This is a genomic window from Cellulomonas carbonis (genome assembly GCF_014636275.1).
Lineage (GTDB): Bacteria > Actinomycetota > Actinomycetes > Actinomycetales > Cellulomonadaceae > Actinotalea > Actinotalea carbonis.
The window spans coordinates 157,430-174,883 of sequence record NZ_BMEB01000001.1 but is presented as its reverse complement, the minus strand read 5'-3'; the positions used below and the strand labels follow the sequence as shown (position 1 = coordinate 174,883).

Annotated in this window: 14 protein-coding genes; 7 read left to right on the top strand and 7 right to left on the bottom strand. The window is 75.6% G+C overall.

The window, feature by feature from the left end; genetic code table 11:
• The first annotated feature begins 11 nt into the window (after positions 1 to 11).
• Genes modA through IEV86_RS00760 form a run of 3 tightly spaced genes read left to right on the top strand, consistent with a single transcriptional unit; the run spans position 12 to position 2,721 of the window.
• Positions 12 to 860 (top strand): molybdate ABC transporter substrate-binding protein, encoded by an 849-nt coding sequence (gene modA / locus IEV86_RS00770; protein WP_052426521.1) that lies wholly within the window; start codon positions 12 to 14, stop codon positions 858 to 860.
• The gene (modB, locus tag IEV86_RS00765; protein WP_202595203.1) at positions 857 to 1,531 is read left to right on the top strand and encodes a molybdate ABC transporter permease subunit; all 675 of its coding nucleotides are present in this window, start codon (positions 857 to 859) and stop codon (positions 1,529 to 1,531) included. The genes modA and modB overlap by 4 nt, the downstream gene beginning before the upstream one ends.
• Positions 1,528 to 2,721 carry an ABC transporter ATP-binding protein gene (locus IEV86_RS00760; RefSeq protein ID WP_052426520.1) on the top strand — a complete coding sequence of 398 codons (1,194 nt, stop codon included), beginning with the start codon at positions 1,528 to 1,530 and terminating at the stop codon, positions 2,719 to 2,721. Before modB ends, IEV86_RS00760 begins: the two co-directional genes overlap by 4 nt.
• Here the strand turns inward: IEV86_RS00760 and IEV86_RS00755 are convergent.
• The 4 genes from IEV86_RS00755 to ku all read right to left on the bottom strand — a co-directional run bounded on the left by IEV86_RS00755 (position 2,702) and on the right by ku (position 8,011).
• On the bottom strand, positions 2,702 to 4,084 hold the full coding sequence (locus IEV86_RS00755) for an MFS transporter (RefSeq protein WP_229734423.1): 1,383 nt from the start codon (positions 4,082 to 4,084) through the stop codon (positions 2,702 to 2,704). The two genes, IEV86_RS00760 and IEV86_RS00755, sit on opposite strands and share 20 nt — an antisense overlap.
• A gap of 130 nt (positions 4,085 to 4,214) precedes the next feature.
• Positions 4,215 to 5,729, bottom strand: coding sequence for an outer membrane protein assembly factor BamB family protein (locus IEV86_RS00750; protein ID WP_188484515.1), 1,515 nt, complete (start codon positions 5,727 to 5,729; stop codon positions 4,215 to 4,217).
• Between the two features lie 138 nt (positions 5,730 to 5,867).
• Positions 5,868 to 6,965 carry a PHP domain-containing protein gene (locus IEV86_RS00745; protein WP_229734422.1) on the bottom strand — a complete coding sequence of 366 codons (1,098 nt, stop codon included), beginning with the start codon at positions 6,963 to 6,965 and terminating at the stop codon, positions 5,868 to 5,870.
• Between the two features lie 11 nt (positions 6,966 to 6,976).
• Complete coding sequence (gene ku / locus IEV86_RS00740; RefSeq protein WP_043606249.1) at positions 6,977 to 8,011, bottom strand: non-homologous end joining protein Ku; 1,035 nt, start codon at positions 8,009 to 8,011, stop codon at positions 6,977 to 6,979.
• A 63-nt stretch (positions 8,012 to 8,074) separates the two neighbouring features.
• Here ku and ligD (IEV86_RS00735) point away from each other — a divergent pair, with 63 nt between their 5' ends.
• On the top strand, positions 8,075 to 9,013 hold the full coding sequence (gene ligD / locus IEV86_RS00735) for a non-homologous end-joining DNA ligase (RefSeq protein ID WP_081978704.1): 939 nt from the start codon (positions 8,075 to 8,077) through the stop codon (positions 9,011 to 9,013).
• Positions 9,014 to 9,029: 16 nt separating this feature from the next.
• The gene (gene ligD, locus IEV86_RS00730; protein ID WP_043606231.1) at positions 9,030 to 9,923 is read left to right on the top strand and encodes a non-homologous end-joining DNA ligase; all 894 of its coding nucleotides are present in this window, start codon (positions 9,030 to 9,032) and stop codon (positions 9,921 to 9,923) included.
• Positions 9,924 to 9,941: 18 nt separating this feature from the next.
• Here ligD (IEV86_RS00730) and IEV86_RS00725 read toward each other — a convergent pair whose 3' ends face one another.
• The 3 genes from IEV86_RS00725 to IEV86_RS00715 all read right to left on the bottom strand — a co-directional run bounded on the left by IEV86_RS00725 (position 9,942) and on the right by IEV86_RS00715 (position 14,845).
• Positions 9,942 to 10,349: a CoA-binding protein gene (locus IEV86_RS00725; protein ID WP_052426168.1), complete on the bottom strand. Its 408-nt coding sequence runs from the start codon at positions 10,347 to 10,349 to the stop codon at positions 9,942 to 9,944.
• 90 nt (positions 10,350 to 10,439) lie between these two features.
• Positions 10,440 to 13,511 (bottom strand): bifunctional [glutamine synthetase] adenylyltransferase/[glutamine synthetase]-adenylyl-L-tyrosine phosphorylase, encoded by a 3,072-nt coding sequence (locus IEV86_RS00720; protein WP_081978701.1) that lies wholly within the window; start codon positions 13,509 to 13,511, stop codon positions 10,440 to 10,442.
• Complete coding sequence (locus IEV86_RS00715; RefSeq protein WP_043606222.1) at positions 13,508 to 14,845, bottom strand: glutamine synthetase family protein; 1,338 nt, start codon at positions 14,843 to 14,845, stop codon at positions 13,508 to 13,510. The genes IEV86_RS00720 and IEV86_RS00715 overlap by 4 nt, the downstream gene beginning before the upstream one ends.
• 133 nt (positions 14,846 to 14,978) lie before the next feature.
• Here IEV86_RS00715 and IEV86_RS00710 point away from each other — a divergent pair, with 133 nt between their 5' ends.
• Positions 14,979 to 16,628: an NAD+ synthase gene (locus tag IEV86_RS00710; protein ID WP_043606218.1), complete on the top strand. Its 1,650-nt coding sequence runs from the start codon at positions 14,979 to 14,981 to the stop codon at positions 16,626 to 16,628.
• A complete protein-coding gene (panB, locus tag IEV86_RS00705) occupies positions 16,625 to 17,449 on the top strand; it encodes a 3-methyl-2-oxobutanoate hydroxymethyltransferase (protein WP_043606215.1) in 825 nt (274 codons plus the stop codon). Before IEV86_RS00710 ends, panB begins: the two co-directional genes overlap by 4 nt.
• The last annotated feature ends 5 nt before the right edge of the window (positions 17,450 to 17,454 follow it).

Sequence of the window (17,454 nt, the reverse complement as noted above, 5' to 3'; positions counted from 1 at the left end):
AGGGTCGGCCCGTGCAGCGCTCGCGACCGGCAGCCGCGGGGCCGTCGCGGGTCGTGGCCGCCTCCTCGCTCGTCGCGCGCGTCGCGACACCGCTGGTCGTCGTCGCGCTCGGTGCGTGCGCCGCGGCCGGCGGCGTCCCGAGCGGCTCGACCGCGGACGCGACGACCCGCACCGTCCGCGTCGCGGCCGCCTCCGACCTCGTGCACGTCCTCGACGACCTCGCGGGCACGCTCGAGGGCGAGGGCATCGAGGTCGAGGCGACCTACGCGTCGTCGGGCACCCTGCTGCAGCAGGTGCGCAACGGCGCCCCGTACGACCTGTACCTCGCGGCGGACGTCGCGTACGCGCGTCTCCTCGCGGACGAGGGCCTCGCGACCGACGACGGCGTCTTCACGTACGCGACCGCCCGGCTCGCGGTCTGGGTCCCGGCCGCCACCGACCGGGTCGCCGGCCTCGACGCCCTGCTGCACCCCGAGGTCCGCACCGTCGCGGTGGCGAACCCGCGGCACGCCCCCTACGGCGCGGCCGCGGTCGCCGCGATCGACGACGCCGGGCTCACGTCGGCGGTCGAGGCCAAGCTCGTCCTCGGCGAGAGCACCGCGCAGGCGGCCGAGATGGCCGCCGCGGGCCACGCCGACGCGGCGGTCGTCGCGCTGTCGGTCGTGCTCGCCGACGCGCGCGCCCAGGACGGGAGCTGGGCCGAGGTCCCGCCGGCCGCGGGGACCGCGCTCGAGCAGGGCGGGGTTGTGCTCGCGTCGGCCCGCGACGTCGACGCGGCCGCGGCGGTACGGGATGCGCTGCTCTCCGACGAGGGCCGGACGCTCCTCGAACGGCACGGGCTCGGGCTCCCGGGACGATGATCGACTGGGAGGCGCTCGTGCTGAGCGCGCGACTGGCGACCGCGACGACGGCGATCCTCCTCGTCGTCGCGGTGCCGCTCGCGGCCTGGCTCGCCTGGTCCCGCCGCCGGTGGACCGTCGTCGTCGAGGCCGTCGTCGCGCTGCCGCTCGTCCTGCCGCCGACGGTCCTGGGCTACTACCTGCTCGCCGCCACGGGCACACGCTCGCCCGTCGGGCGGTGGTGGTACGAGACCACGGGCTCGACGCTCGCGTTCTCGTTCACCGGGCTGCTCGTCGCGTCGGTCCTGTACAGCCTGCCGTTCGCGGTCCAGCCGCTGCTCGCGGCGTTCGCCGGCGTGGACAGGACGCTCCTGGACGCCGCGGCAGTGCTGGGACGCGGATGGTGGCAGACCCTCCTGCGCGTCGCGCTGCCGCTCGCGCGCGCCGGGGCCGCGACCGCCGCGGTGCTGACGTTCGCGCACACGGTCGGCGAGTTCGGCGTCGTGCTGATGGTCGGCGGCAACATCCCGGGCGAGACGCGCACTGCCTCGGTCGCGGTCTACGACGCGGTGCAGGCGCTCGACGACGCGGCGGCGGCCCGCACGAGCCTCGTCCTGCTCGGCTTCTCGCTCGTCGTCCTCACCGCGACGTACGCGCTGCAGCGGCGGGCACGACCCCGGGTGCTGCCGTGAGGGAGCACCCGGAGCCCCGTGGACCGCGTGAGCCCGGCGCAGCCCCGTCGCTCGACGTCCACGTGCGGCGCGGCCCGGTCGACGCGCGGCTCACCGTCCCGCTCGACGGCGTGACCGTCCTCTTCGGACCGTCGGGGGCCGGCAAGACGACCCTCCTGCGGGCCGTGGCCGGGCTCGGCGAGGGCGACGGCGTCGCGGTCCGGTTCGGCGACGAGCAGTGGGACGGCGGTCGCCGCCGCACACCCGCCCGCGCACGCCGCACCGGCTACGTCACGCAGTCCCCCGGCCTGTTCCCGCACCTCGACGTGCGCGACAACGTGGCGTTCGGGCTGCACGGCCGGCGGTGGGCAGGACCCCGGGGTCGGCGCCCCGACGACGCCGGCCGCGCCGGCGCCGTCCCGCACGCCGACCCGCACCGACGCGTGCTCGAGTGCCTCGGCCTCGTCGGCGCGGAGCACCTGGCCGACCGCCGCGTCACGACGCTGTCCGGTGGTGAGGCGCAACGCGTCGCGCTGGCCCGCGCGCTCGCACCACGCCCGCGACTGCTCCTGCTCGACGAGCCGCTGTCCGGGCTCGACGGCCCGGCACGCGAGGCCCTGCGGACCGACCTGCGCTCGCTGCTCGTCAGCGAGGGCGTCCCGACGCTCCTCGTCACGCACGACCGGACGGAGGCGCTCGCGCTCGCCGACAGGGTCGCGGTCGTCGTGGCGGGCACGGTGCGCCAGGTGGGGCCGCCGACCGCCGTCTTCGACCGGCCGGCGGACGCCGACGTCGCCGGCGTCGTGGGCGTCGAGACCGTCGCCGACGGCGTCGTCACCGGTGGCGCGGACGGCCTGGTCCGGGTGCGCGCCGGCGGCGCCGAGCTCACCGCGCTCGCCGAGCCGGCTCCGGTGGCCGGGACGCACGTGCTCGTGTGCGTCCGGGCGCAGGACGTCGTCCTGGAGCGGTCACCCGGCCCGTCGAGCGCGCGGAACCACCTCCTCGGGGTGGTGCGGACCGTGACGCCGCAGGGAGCGCTCGTGCGCGTCGACGTGCGGTGCGGCGAGTCGTTCGACCTCGCGGCCTACGTGACGCGCCCCGCGGTCGACGAGCTCGGCCTGCGCCCAGGCGTCGCCGTCGCCGCGGCCGTCAAGGCACCCGCGGTGCACCTCGTCGAGCGGCCAGGGCCGGTCAGGCCCGTGCGGCCGTGACGTCGGCCTCGGCCGGCTGCGGCTCGTCGATCTCCTTGCGCACCTCGGGCGACCGCTTGCCCTGCATCCGGTGGATCGTCACGTGCATCCAGACCGCGCTCACAGCCGTCAGCACGAACAGCAGGAAGAACGTCGACTGCGCCATGCCGGTCCACGCCTGCAGGTAGGCGAACATCGGCGGGAGGAAGAACCCACCGAGCGCGCCCAGGGTCCCGACGAGCCCGCCGACCGCACCGACGTCGGCCGGGAAGTACTCGGGGATGTGCTTGAACACCGCGGCCTTGCCGATGCCCATCGCGACGCCGACCACGAGCACGAGCAGCGTGAACGTGACCACCGTCAGCTCGTACGGGAGCACCTCGCGCACACCGCTCGGCTCCACCTCGGGAGAGACCCGCAGCACGATGTACCCGTACGGCATCATCAGCACGCCGGTGGCGACGAGCATCGTCGCGAACGTGCCGTACATGACGACGCGCGCACCGAACCGGTCGGCCAGGTGCCCGCCGAGCGGCCGCAGGAGGCTCGCCGGGAAGATGAAGAGCGCGGTCAGCAGGGCCGCCGTCGACAGCGGCACGTCGAAGACGTCGACGTAGTACTTGGGCAGCCACGCCGACAGCGCGACGTAGGCGCCGAACACGACCACGTAGTAGAGGCTGAAGCGCCACACCCGCACGTCGCGCAGCGGCGCGAGCATCGACCGCAGCGGTCGTCCGCGTCCGGGCGTCCGGTCCTGGCGGGGCGTGCCGACCCACACCGCGACCGCCATCGCGAGCAGCAGGCCCGTGTACAGCAGCGGGACGAAGCGCCAGCCGTCGAACGTCAGCCCGAGCACGGTCAGCGACGGCACCGCGGCGATGAGGGCGGGACCGATGAGCTTGGTCACCGACGCGCCGACGTTGCCCGCGCCGAACACGCCGAGCGCGAAGCCCTGCCGGGCGCGCGGGAACCACGCCGAGTTCCACGCGATGCCCACGCTGAACGCGTTGCCGGCGAACCCCGCGAAGAACGCGAACACCAGCAGCATCGCGAACGACGACGCCTGCGAGACGAGGAACGTGGGCACCGCGGTCGCGACGAGCATCGTGATGAAGACCCGGCGGCCGCCGTACCGGTCGGCGAGCAGGCCCGCGGGCAGCCGCCACAGCGCACCGTTGAGGATCGCGGTCGCGGTGAGCCACGACAGCTCGACGTCGCTCAGCCCGAACTCGTCCCGGATCGGGATGCCCAGCACCCCGAACATGAGCCAGACGGCGAACATGAGCGTGAACCCCGTCGTCGACAGAGCCAGCACGCGCGTGCGGGGGCCGCTCGTGCCGTCGTCGGCGGGCGGTGGCGTGATGACCTCGGCGGTGCGGCTCACGGCTGTCCTCGCGGGCTCGGGGCCGTCCCGGCGGGACGAGCGGACGCCGCCCCCGTCGCGACCTGCAGGGCCACCACTATGCGCAGCCGCCCTGGCCCGGGCAAGGGCACCTGGTCCCGGATCGGGCCGGTCACGCCATCCCGGCGACCAGGCGGTCCGCGAGCACGACGACGCGGCCCGCGACCTCGCCGACGGTCACGTGCACCTGGTCGTGGACGCGCTGCGAGAGCGGGGCGACGTCCCCCGGGAGGGGCGCCTCCCACCGCACCGAGCCCGTGTCGAGGTCGAGCGCCACGAGCCGGGCGCGCCCGGACCGCTCGACGACGACCACGACGGTCGACCCGTCGGTGACGCTCCCGCCTGCGGGGACCACGCCGGGCACCGCGGCGTCCCAGCGCGCGTCGCCCGTCCGCAGGTCCACCGACGCGACGCGGCCGGCACCGGCGACGACGGCGGCGCCGTCGCGGCGCAGGAGCGCCGTCCCGGCGGCCCTCGCACGCCACAGCTCCCGGCCCGCGGCGACGTCCGTCGCGACGAGCTCGCGCGTGTCGGGGCGCGCGGTCAGGACGACCTCGGGCAGCGACCCGTCGGAGACCTCGGGCTCGACGAGCGCGCCGTCGAGCGTCGCCACGGGGCGACCGGTGCGGTCGAACCACGTCGCCGCCGACGACCGCCGGCCCGCGGCCGCCTCGCCGGAGACGGCCCAGCCGTTCGTCCCCACCCGGACGTCCGCACCGTCGAGCGCGGGCTGCAGCGGTGAGGCCGTCCAGCCGTCGGCGTGCCACACGCCCAGCACGCGGCCCGTCGCCGCGTCGAGCACACCCGTCGTGGCGCCCTCCACGACCACCACGCCGTGCTCGACCCGCACGCGTCCCGCGCCCGAGCCGCTCTGCCGCCCGCCGGCGAGGTCGATCCGCGCGGCCCACACCTCGGCGCGCGTGACGGCGTCGGTCCGCCGCACGTCGAGCACGCGGTCGCGCTGCTGCACGGTCACCAGGTCGCCGCCGACCATCGCGGCGCCGTGCGACGGCAGGTGCGTGGGTCGCTGGGCGAGGACGCTGCCGTCCGACGCGTCCACGACGACGGCCGTGACCGTCCCCGGGGCACCGCCGCCCGACCGGCCACGGAAGCACACGAGGACCTCGACCGCGTCCGTCGACCGGTCGCCGAGGCAGCGCTCCGCGGGCGCCGGGCCGCCGGTCGCGAGCCGCCACGCCGTCCGCCCGTCCACGACGTCGACGGCGCGGACCGTCCGGTCGTCCGCGCTGGTCACGAGGGCGAGGCGTCCCACCCGTGTGACGCCGGCGACGCCCGTGACGGACCACGACTCGACGAGCGGCCGGTCGAGCGGCGCGACCGTCCCCGGCATGACGGCGAAGCGGGCCGCGCGCTCGGCGGCGCGGTGGTCCTCGACGGCCTGCGCGCCCGCCAGGACGGCGGCCACCAGCACGAGCGCCGACGCGGCCCGGGCCGCGGTCGGGGCACGGGTCAGGGGCCGGGGCCCGCTCCCGGTCCGGCGCCCGCCGCGCGCGGACCGGCCGTCCGACGGCGCGCCCCACCCGTCGGTGTCCCGGCGACCCCCTCCGTCAGGACGCGTCGGGACCGACGGGTCGGCGTCGTCCGTGCCGACGTCGACGAGCCGCACGACTGTCCCGCCCGCATCCGACGACGACGCGGGTCGCACCCTCGCTCGTGCACGCCTCGGCACCTCGCGAGCGTAACCCGGCCGGCCGTGCGCGCCTCGTGCCCGCCCTGGTGCCCGCCCTGTGCTCACCTGCGGCCCTCAGTGGCGGTGCGTCCACTCCAGGAGCCGCTCGACCGGCCACGTCGTCACGACGCGGTCGGGGTCGACGCCGTGCGCAGCGAGCCGGTCGCACCCGTCCACGAGCCAGTCGAGCTGCCCCGGGGCGTGCGCGTCCGAGTCGATCGAGAAGAGGCAGCCCGCCGCCACGGCGACGTCGATCAGCGCGTGCGGCGGGTCCCGACGGTCGGGCCGGCTGTTCACCTCGACGGCGACCCCCGCCTCCGCGCACGCCGCGAAGACGGCCTCGGCGTCGAACTCGCTCTGCGGCCGCTCCCGCCCGAGCACGCGCCGCCCGGTGCAGTGCCCGAGCACGTCCGTCGCGGGGCCGCGCACCGCGGCGACCATCCGCCGCGTCATCGCCGCGCGGTCCATGCGCAGCTTCGAGTGCACCGACGCGACGACGACGTCGAGCTCGGCGAGCAGGGCCGGCTCCTGGTCGAGGGTGCCGTCGTCGAGCACGTCGACCTCGATCCCCGTGAGGACCCGGAACGGCCGGCCCGTGGCGCGGGCCGCGTCCTCGAGGGACCGGTTGAGTGCCGCGACGCGCCGCACCTGGCCGCGAAGCCGCTCGGCCGAGAGCCCGTTGGCCACGGTGAGCCGTGGCGAGTGGTCGGTGATCGCCTGGTACTCATGACCGACCTCGATCGCCGCGAGCGCCATGTCCGTGAGGGACGCGCTGCCGTCGCTCGCCTCGGTGTGCGCGTGGAGGTCGCCCCGGAGGAGGTCGCGCAGCGCCTGCCCCTCGGGGGTCGCGGCACGGTTGCGCTCGGTGAGGTCCGCCTCGAGGTCGGCGAGCACGCGCGGCTGCTCACCGTCGAGCACCGCGGCGATGACGCCGGCCGTGCGCTCACCCACACCCGGCAGGTCCTGCCACCGGCCGTCGCGCGCGTGCGCCGCCCATGCGTCGTCGTCGAGCGCGCGCAGCGTGTCCCCCGCCGCCCGGTAGGCGCGCGACCGGTACTGCGACTCCTGGCGCCGTTCGAGGAGGAACGCGATCCGGTGCAGCGCGCGCACGACGTCGTCGCGGCCCGGGGAACCGTCGGTCGGCACGCCGGGGTCCGGGACGTCGTGGGGCACGCCGGCTGCCCTCAGGACGCCCGGCGGCGCGTCGTCTTCTTCGCGGGCGCGGCCTCGGCGTCCGCCGCGGCGGCCTTGCCGCGACCGCGTGCGGGCTTGGCCGGGGCGTCGTCGTCGGTGGCCTTGCGGCGCGTCGAGCGGGCGGCGGGCTTCGCGTCGCCGTCGGACGCCGTCCGTCGCCGGCTCGCGGCCTTCTTCGCGGGAGCCTTCTCGTCGGGCGTCTCCGCCTCGGCCTCGGCGGCCGCGGACGCCTGGCCGCCGCGCGCGCCGCGGGCGCGCTCGACGCTGCGCTGGAGCGCCGACAGCAGGTTGACGACCTCGCCGCCCGAGTCGTCCTCCTCCTCGGGGCGCGCGACGGAGACCGTCCTCCCCGTCGTCACCTTCGCCTCGATGAGCACCTCGAGGGCCTGCTGGTAGGAGTCGGCGAACTCCGACGGGTCGAAGTCGGCCGCGAGGGACTCGACGAGCGACGCCGCCATCTGGAGCTCCTGCGGGCGCACCTGGACCTCGGCGTCGAGGATCGGGAAGTCGGCCGCGCGCACCTCGTCGGGCCACAGCAGCGTCTGGAGGCAGATGACGTCGTCGCGCACGCGGAGCACGGCCATCGACTCGCGCTGCCGCAGCGCGACCTTCACGACCGCCATCCGGTCCGTCGTCTTGAGCGCCTCGCGGAGCAGCGCGTAGGGCTTCGCCGCCGTGCGCTCGGGCTCGAGGTAGTACGTCTTGCCGAGCATGATCGGGTCGACCTGGTCGGCCGGCACGAACTCCTCGACCGCGATCTCGCGCTCGGTCGCGAGCGGGAGCTCGTCGAGGTCCTCGTCGGTGAGCACGACCATGCGGCCGTCGTCGGTCTCGTAGCCCTTGGCGATGTCGGAGTACGGGACCTCCTCGCCGTCGACGCTGCAGACCTTCTTGTAGCGGATGCGGCCGCCGTCCTCGCGGTGCACCTGGTGCAGCGGGACGCTGTGCTCACCCGTCGCGGCGTAGAGCTTGACCGGCACGTTGACCAGCCCGAAGGCCACGGCACCCTTCCAGATCGCGCGCACGAGCTCCTCCTCGGTCCGGGTGCCGATGATCACCCACCTGTGCAGGATGGACCCGTGCAGCCCATGCTCGCCACCCGAGCCCCCGAGGGGAAGGACCTGCCCCGGGGCGAGGACTGGACGTACGAGGTGAAGTGGGACGGCGTGCGGGTGCTGGCCGACACGACCGGCGACCGCCTCCGGCTGCGCGCCCGGTCCGGCCGGGAGGTGACGGCCGCGTACCCCGAGCTCGCCCCGCTCGCGACGGTGCAGGGCGCGGTGCTCGACGGCGAGGTCGTCGTCATGTCGGGCGGTGTGCCGTCCTTCGAGGCGCTCGCCGAGCGCATGCACGTGCGCGACGGCGCGCGGGCCGCCCGCCTCGCGCAGCGCAGCCCGGCGACGTTCGTCGTGTTCGACGTGCTCGTGCTCTACGGCGTCGACCTCACGCGGCGGACTCTCGACGAGCGCCGCGCGACCCTCGAGCGCCTCACGCTCCCCGATCGCGTCCAGCTCTCCCCCGTCTACCCGGACCTCGACGCCCTGTGGCAGGTCACGCTCGAGCACGGCCTCGAGGGCGTCCTCGCGAAGCGGCGCTCCTCGACCTACCAGCCGGGTCGCCGCTCCCGGGACTGGGTCAAGGCCGCGCACCGGTCGACCCGGACCGCGGCCGTCGTCGGCTGGCGCCCCGAGACGTCCGCCTCGGGCGGCGGTACGACGTCGCGCCTGGGCGCCGTGCTGCTGGCCGCACCCGACGCCGAGGGCGTCTGGCGGTACCTCGGCAAGGTCGGCAGCGGGCTCGCGGGGCGACGCGGCCAGGACCTCGTGCGGACGCTGCGCCCGCTCGAGCGCGCGACGAGCCCCGTCGACGACGTCCCCGCGGTCGACGCGCGGGGAGCGGTCTGGTGCGAGCCCGGGGCCGTCGTCGACGTCGCCTACCTCGCGCGCACCCGGACGGGCCGCCTGCGCCAGCCCGTCGTGCGAGGGCTGCGCACCGACGCGCCGGTCGACCCGTGGGACGCGCCGTGACCGGGCGGGGGCACGCGTGACGCCCGCCGACGACGCGCAGTGGGTCGCGATCGGCGACCGCCGCGTTCGCCTGACGCACCTCGACCGCGTGCTCTACCCGTCGACGGGGTTCACCAAGGCCGAGATGGTGCAGTACTACACCCAGGTCGCCGAGGCGATCCTGCCCCAGCTGCGGGACCGGCCCGTCACGCGCATCCGGTTCACGGAGTCCGTCGCGGGCGAACGGTTCTTCGAGAAGAACGTCCCGCGCGGGGCACCGGACTGGCTGCGACGCCGGGTGCTGCGCGCGAGCCCGGGTGGCGAGGACGAGGGCACCGAGGTCGAGTTCCCGTTCGTCGACGACCTCGCGGGCCTCGTCTGGGCGGCGAACCAGGGAGCGGTCGAGCTGCACACCCCCCAGTGGCGCGTCGGCCCGCGCGGCAAGGTCCACCACCCCGACCGCCTCGTCGTCGACCTCGACCCCGGGCCGCCTGCGGGCCTCGACGCGTGCGTGCGCGTCGCGCGCCTCGTGGCGGACCGGCTCACCGAGGACGGCCTGGACCGGACCTACCCCGTGACGAGCGGCAGCAAGGGCATGCAGCTCTACGCGCCGCTCGACGGCCGGCGCACGGCGGTCGAGGTGCGCGAGTACGCGCGCACGGTCGCGCACGAGCTCGCCGCGGCGAGCCCCCGGACGGTCGTGGCGAACATGAAGAAGGAGCTGCGCCCCGGCAAGGTCCTCGTCGACTGGTCGCAGAACCACCCGGCCAAGACGACGGTCACGCCGTACTCCCTGCGCGGTCGCGAACGGCCCGCCGTCGCCGCGCCGCGGCACTGGGACGAGGTCACCGAGGGCATGCAGCAGCTCGGGCCGGACGAGGTGCTGCGCCGGCTCGACGAGGACGGGGACCTGATCGCGGACCTGCGCTGAGGGGTGTCGCCGCGCCGCTCAGCCCAGGCGCCGTGCGCGCCCCTCGATCGCGGGGCAGCGGTCCGTGACGACCGTCAGCCCCGCGGCGCGAGCCCGCTCCTCCGCCTCCGCGTCGTGCACGCCGAGCTGGAGCCACACGGTCCGGGCGCCGACCGCGACGGCGTCGTCGACGACCGCGCCCGCGCGCGACGAGTTGACGAACACGTCGACGACGTCGACCTCGCCCGGCACGTCAGCGAGGCGCGCGTACCCCCGCGCGCCGTGCACGGTCTCGGCGCGCGGGTGCACGGGCACGACCTCGTGGCCGAGCCGCTGCAGGTACGCCGCGACCCCGTAGGCAGGCCGCGCGGTGTTGGTCGACAGCCCCACGACGGCCCACCGCGCGGGTGTGGTCAGCAGCGCGTCGATGACGTCGTCCTCGCTCACCGCCCCAGCGAAGCACAGGGACGGTGCCCGTGGCGCGGCGATGGTCCCGGGCCGGGATCGCGCCGGCGATCGGGCCGGGCCCGGGCCACGTCAGGCGTAGAACACGCGCTCGACGACCGCGCGGGCGCGACGGCTCGTCCGCAGGTACGTCTCCTCGAGCTCGGCCCCTGAGGCGGGGGGCATCCCGAGCAGGCGCGCGAGCGCACCCAACGCGCGACGGTCGTGCGGCAGGACGTCGCCGCCGCTGCCGCCCACGCGTCCGGTCCAGAGCACGAGGGCGTCGCGCAGCCGCGAGCACAGGACCCACGAGTCGCGCAGCACCGCCGCGTCGTCGGCCGCGACCAGACCCGCGTCCTGCGCCCCCGCGAGCGCGTCGAGGGTCGACGTCGTGCGCAGCGCCGGGACGTCGTGCCCGTGCAGCATCTGGAGGAGCTGGACGGTCCACTCGACGTCGCTGAGCCCGCCGCGTCCGAGCTTGAGGTGTCGCGCCGGGTCGACGCCGCGCGGGAGGCGCTCGGCCTCCATGCGCGCCTTGAGGCGCCGCACCTCGCGCACGGCCGCGGCGTCCGCACCGCCCGCGGGGTACCTCAGCGGGTCGACCAGCGCGACGAACCGCTCCCCCAGGTCGGCGTCGCCCGCGACGGGCCGGGCGCGCAGCAGTGCCTGGCTCTCCCACGGCGCCGACCACCGCTGGTAGTACTCGCCGTACGACGCGAGCGTGCGGACGAGCGGCCCGTTGCGCCCCTCGGGGCGCAGGTCGGCGTCGACCTCGAGCACCGGCTCGGGACCCACGGCTGCCAGCAGCGCACGCAGCCGCATGGCGATCGACACGGCCTGCGCCTGCGCGAGCGACTCGTCGGCGCCGGGCAGCGGGTCGTGCACGAACATCACGTCGGCGTCCGAGCCGTAGCCCAGCTCCGCGCCGCCGAGGCGTCCCATCGCGACGACGCCGAACCGCGTGAGGAGACCGTCCGGTCCCGTGCGGTGCTCGTGCTCGGCGATCCGCAGCGCACCGCCGAGCACGACGTCGACGGCGGCGGTCAGCGCGGCCGCGGCCTCCTGCGGCGTGCGCTCCTGGAGGACCTGGGCGACCGCGGTCCGCGCCGTCTCGCGGCGGCGGATCGCGCGCAGGAGCATCGCGGCCACCTGGGCGTCCTCGGCCCGCGTGAGCACGGCGTCCGCCTCGGTGCCGAGGCGCTCGCGCGAGCGCGGCGCGAGCTCGGCGTCCGCGTCGAGCCACGTGACGGACTCCGGCGAGCGGGACAGCGCCTCGGCCGCGAACCGCGACGTCGACAGCACGCACGCGAGCCGGTGCGCCGCGACGCCCGAGTCGCGCAGCAGCTTGAGGTACCAGTGCGTCGTCCCGAGCTCGTCGGAGAGGCGACGGAACGCGAGCAGCCCGGCGTCGGGGTCGCTGCCCTCCGCGAACCAGCCGAGCAGCACGGGCAGGAGCTGCCGCTGGATCGCGGCCCGGCGGCTCACGCCCTCGGTGAGGGCCGCGATGTGGCGCAGCGCCCCGGCGGGGTCGCGGTAGCCGATCGCGGCGAGGCGTGCGCGCTGCGCCTCGGGCGCGAGGCTCGCCTCCTCGCGCGTCAGCGTCGCGGTCGCGGGCAGCAGCGGGCGGTAGAAGAGCTCCTCGTGCAGGTTGCGGACGTCGCGGCGCACGGCGCGCCACCGCTCGAGGACGGCCTCGGGACCGGCCGGCTCGAGCCGTGACGAGCGGGCGAGCCGACGCAGCTCCGCCTCGGACGTCGGCATGAGGTGGGTCCGGCGCAGCCGGTGCAGCTGGATGCGGTGCTCGAGCACGCGGAGCAGCCGGTAGCAGACCGCGAGCCGCGCCGCGTCCTCCCGGCCGACGTACCCGCCCGCGGACAGGGCCGCGAGCGCCCGCAGCGTGTTCGGGCTGCGGATCGACTCGTCGGAGCGCCCGTGGACGAGCTGGAGGAGCTGCACGGTGAACTCGACGTCGCGCAGGCCGCCCACGCCGAGCTTGAGCTGGCGGTCCGCCTCGGCCGCGGGGACGTTGTCCTCGACGCGGCGACGCATGGCCTGCGAGTCCTCGACGAAGTTCTCGCGCTCGACCGCGGCCCAGACCATGGGCCGGATCGCGTCGGTGTACGCGCGGCCGAGGTCGCGGTCGCCCGCGACGGTGCGCGCCTTGAGCAGGGCCTGGAACTCCCACGTCTTGGCCCAGCGCTCGTAGTAGGCGACGTGGCTCGCGACCGTCCGCACGAGCGGTCCGTTCTTGCCCTCGGGCCGCAGCGCGGCGTCGACGGGCCACAGGGCCGGTTCCGCCCCCGGGCCCGAGCACACCCGGGCCAGCGCGGTCGCGAGGCGTGCGCCGACCGCGAGCGCGGCGCTCTCGTCGTGCCCGTCCGCCGGCTCGGCGACGTAGACGACGTCGACGTCGCTGACGTAGTTGAGCTCGCGTCCCCCGCACTTGCCCATGCCGATGACGGCGAGCCGCACGGACGCGTGGTCCGGGTGCTCGGCACGCGCGAGGGCGAGCGCACCCTCGAGCGCGGCCCCCGCGAGGTCGGCGAGCGCCGCGGCGACGCCGGGCATCAGCGAGAGGGGTTCGGAGCTCACCAGGTCGGCGGCGGCGACCGCCATCAGGCGACGGCGGTAGGCGCGCCGGAGCGCGTCGACCCCCGCCTGCCCGGCGACGGTCGCGACCGGCTCCCCGGGCCCGTCGGGGTCCGCACCGACCGCCGCGAGGAGCTCGGCCCGCACCACGACGTCCTCGGTGCCGAGCACGCCGTCGTCGGCGAGCGCGGCGACGTCCTCGGGGTGGCGCACGAGGTGGTCGGCGAGGGCGCTCGAGCCGCCGAGGACCGCGAGCAGCCGGTCGCGCACCGGGCCCGGGACCGCGAGGGCTGCCCGGACGTCGTCGGCCCGTGGCGTCCCCCGCACGGCCGTGGCCAGGCGGCTGAGCCCGAGCAGCGCCTCGTCGGGTGCGGCGACGACGCCGAGCGCGTCGAGCAGGGGCAGGTCCGTCAGCGGCGCGAGCAGCTCGGTGAGGTCCCGGTCCTCGAGCGTGGCCGCAGCGCGTCCGAGGTCGAGGAACCCGGCGCGCGCGAGCAGCGCTCGCACGCTCGGGCCGCGCCGCGCGTCGGGGTTCGCCTCCCCCCGTGCGCCGGTACCTCCCGGGCCGCTGCTCACAGGACCGGCAGGTACCGCTTCAGCTCGAACGGCGTGACCTGGGCGCGGTAGTCCGCCCACTCGGCCCGCTTGTTGCGCAGCACGAAGTCGAAGACGTGCTCGCCGAGCGTCTCGGCGACCAGCTCGGACCGCTCCATGACCGACACGGCCCGGCTGAGGGACGAGGGGAGCGGCTCGATCCCGAGCGCGCGGCGCTCGGAGTCGGTGAGCTCCCAGACGTCGTCCTCGGCGCCCTCGGGGAGCTCGTAGCCCTCCTCGATGCCCTTGAGGCCCGCCGCGAGCAGCAGCGCGTACGCGAGGTACGGGTTGGTCGCGGAGTCCACGCCGCGGTACTCGACGCGCGTCGAGTTGCCCTTGCCGGGCTTGTACATCGGCACGCGCACGAGCGCCGAGCGGTTGTTGTGCCCCCAGCAGATGTAGCTCGGCGCCTCGGCGCCGCCCCACACGCGCTTGTAGGAGTTCACGAACTGGTTGGTCACCGCGGTGATCTCGGCGGCGTGGTGGAGCAGGCCCGCGATGAAGCGCCGGGCCGTCGTCGACAGGCCCAGCGGCGCCCCCGGCTCGTGGAACGCGTTCCGGTCGCCCTCGAAGAGCGACAGGTGCGTGTGCATGCCCGAGCCCGGGTGGTCCGCGAGCGGCTTCGGCATGAACGTCGCGTAGACGTCCTGCTCGAGCGCGACCTCCTTGATGACCGTGCGGAACGTCATGATGTTGTCCGCGGTGGTGAGTGCGTCCGCGTAGCGCAGGTCGATCTCGTTCTGACCCGGTCCCGCCTCGTGGTGGGAGAACTCGACCGAGATGCCCATCGACTCGAGCATCGTGATCGCGGCGCGCCGGAAGTCGTGGGCGGTGCCGCGCGGCACGTGGTCGAAGTAGCCGCCCTGGTCGACCGGCACGAGGGGCTTCTCGGGGTCCGCCGGGTTCTCGAACAGGTAGAACTCGACCTCGGGGTGCGTGTAGAAGGTGAACCCCTTGTCCGCGGCGCGCTGCAGGGCGCGCTTGAGGACGTGGCGCGAGTCCGCGAGGGACGGCTCGCCGTCGGGCGTGAGGATGTCGCAGAACATCCGTGCGGTCCCGTGCCGCTCGCCGCGCCACGGCAGGATCTGGAACGTCGACGGGTCGGGCTTGGCGAGCATGTCCGCCTCGTAGACCCGCGTGAGGCCCTCGATCGCGCTGCCGTCGAAGCCGATGCCCTCGGTGAACGCGGCCTCGAGCTCGGCCGGCGCGACCGCGAGCGACTTCAACGAGCCGAGCACGTCGGTGAACCAGAGACGGATGAAGCGGATGTCCCGCTCCTCGACGGTGCGGAGCACGAACTCCTGCTGCCTGTCCATGGCGCCATCCTGCCGTACGCGCGTGACGGGGGCGTGAACCGGCCGGCCACCGGGCGGGACGACGCCGCGAGCGGCCCGGGACGACGTCCGACGCCGCCTGGCGAGGTCGATCACCGTCGCTAGGGTTGCCGCCATGGCCTCGCTCCGCATCGCACTGGCCCAGGTCGACACGTGGGTGGGGGACGTCGCCGGCAACGCCGACCGCGTCCTGGAGTGGTCACGCTCCGCCGCCGACGCCGGCGCCCGGCTCGTGCTCTTCCCCGAGATGACCCTGACCGGCTACCCGATCGAGGACCTCGCGCTGCGCGACTCGTTCGCGCGGGCCGCCGAGCGCGCGCTCGACGACGTCCGGCGCCGCCTCGTCGCCGAGGGGCTCGGCGAGCTCACCGTCGTGCTCGGCACGCTGGGTCGCACGCCCGGGGGCCGCGCGACCAACCAGGCCGTCGTCGTGCGCGGCGGCGAGGTGCTCGCGCGCTACGACAAGCACCACCTGCCCAACTACGGCGTGTTCGACGAGTACCGGATCTTCGCGTCCGGCACCGCGCCGTGCGTCGTCGACGTCGACGGGCGGCGCGTCGGCGTCGTCATCTGCGAGGACATCTGGCAGGACGGGGGTCCGGTCGCGCAGCTCGCGGCCGAGGGCGTCGACCTGCTCGCGGTCATCAACGGCTCGCCGTACGAGGAGGGCAAGGGCCACCTGCGCGCCGAGCTCGCGTGCCGGCGGGCGCCCGAGGTCGCCGCACCCGTCGCCTACGTCAACATGGTGGGCGGTCAGGACGACCTCGTCTTCGACGGCGGGTCCTTCGTGGTCGCCTCCGACGGGACGCCCGTCGCAGGCTCGCCGCAGTTCGTCGAGCACCTCCTCGTGGTCGACCTCCCGGAGGACGGCGACCCCGAGCCGGGCCTGCTCGCCGAGCCGATGGACCCGGACGCCGAGGTGTACACCGCCGTCGTCACGGGCCTGCGGGGCTACGTGCGCAAGAACGGGTTCCGCTCGGTCGTGCTCGGCCTGTCCGGGGGCATCGACTCCGCGCTCGTCGCCGCGATGGCCGCCGACGCGATCGGCGGGGAGAACGTGGTCGGCGTGAGCATGCCGTCGCGCCACTCGTCCGAGCACTCGCGCGACGACGCGGCCGACCTCGCCGAGCGGATCGGCGCCGACTACCGCGTCCAGCCCATCGCCCCCATGGTCGAGGCGTTCGAGGGCCAGATGGACCTGCCCGGCGTCGCGGGCGAGAACCTCCAGGCCCGCGTGCGCGGCGTCATCCTCATGGGCGTCTCCAACCGCGAGGGCCACCTCGTCCTCGCGACGGGCAACAAGTCCGAGCTCGCCGTGGGCTACTCGACGATCTACGGCGACGCCGTCGGGGGCTACGCGCCGATCAAGGACGTCGACAAGTCACGCGTCTGGGCCCTCGCGCGGTGGCGCAACGACAGCGCGACGGACGCGGGCGAGATCCCGCCGATCCCCGAGAGCTCGATCACCAAGCCGCCCTCGGCCGAGCTGTCGCCCGGTCAGCAGGACACCGACTCGCTCCCGCCCTACGACCTGCTCGACGAGGTGCTCGACGCGTACGTCGAGCACGCCGAGGGCCGTGAGGAGCTGCTCGCGCGCGGCTTCGACGAGGCCGTCGTGGACAAGGTGCTCTCGCTCGTCGACCGCGCCGAGTGGAAGCGCCGCCAGTACCCGCTCGGCCCCAAGGTCACCGCCCTGGCGTTCGGCCGGGACCGTAGGCTCCCCGTGACGACCGCGTGGCGCGAGCCGAAGGGGAGCACCGAATGAGCGAGAGCACCGCCGCACCGCTGCGGCGTGTCCGGGTCCACCACCTGCGCCAGGCGAAGGAGCGCGGCGAGCGGATCACGATGCTCACGGCCTACGACGCCCCGACCGCGCGGATCTTCGACGAGGCCGGGACGGACGTCCTCCTGGTCGGCGACTCCGTCGCCGACAACTTCCTCGGTCACGCCACGACGCTGCCCGTCACCGTGGACGACATGATCCGGCACACGCGTGCCGTCACGAGCGCCGTGCGGAGGTCGCTCGTCGTGGCCGACCTGCCGTTCGGCTCGTACGAGGCCTCACCCGCGCACGCGCACGCCACCGCCGTCCGGATGATGAAGGAGGGCGGCGCGCACGCGGTCAAGTTCGAGGGCGGCCGCCGCGTCGCCGAGCACGTCCACCTCGTCGTGTCGTCCGGCATCCCCGTGATGGGGCACCTGGGCTTCACGCCCCAGTCCGAGAACGTGCTGGGGGGCAAGCGCGTCCAGGGCCGCGGGGACGAGGCCGCCGAGCGGCTCTCCGAGGACGCGCTCGCGCTGCAGGAGGCCGGCGCGTTCGCGGTCGTGCTGGAGATGGTCCCCGCACCGCTCGCCGAGCGCATCACCGAGGTGCTCTCCGTGCCGACCATCGGCATCGGCGCGGGGCCCGCGTGCGACGGCCAGGTCCTCGTGTGGAGCGACATGGCCGGCCTGACCGACTGGTCGCCGCGCTTCGCCAAGCGCTACGCCGAGATCGGCGCGACGCTCGGCGCGGCGGCACGCGCGTACAACGACGAGGTACGGTCGGGAGCCTTCCCGACCGACACCCACAGCTTCGCGGAGTGAGGCCC

Bases quoted from the DNA above. Each gene is read 5' to 3' on its own strand.
- panB (WP_043606215.1), top strand. From the start codon at position 16,625: ATGAGCGAGAGCACCGCCGCACCGCTGCGGCGTGTCCGGGTCCACCAC.
- IEV86_RS00710 (WP_043606218.1), top strand. From the start codon at position 14,979: ATGGCCTCGCTCCGCATCGCACTGGCCCAGGTCGACACGTGGGTGGGG.
- modB (WP_202595203.1), top strand. From the start codon at position 857: ATGATCGACTGGGAGGCGCTCGTGCTGAGCGCGCGACTGGCGACCGCG.
- IEV86_RS00715 (WP_043606222.1), bottom strand. From the start codon at position 14,845: ATGGACAGGCAGCAGGAGTTCGTGCTCCGCACCGTCGAGGAGCGGGAC.
- ligD (WP_081978704.1), top strand. From the start codon at position 8,075: ATGCTCGCCACCCGAGCCCCCGAGGGGAAGGACCTGCCCCGGGGCGAG.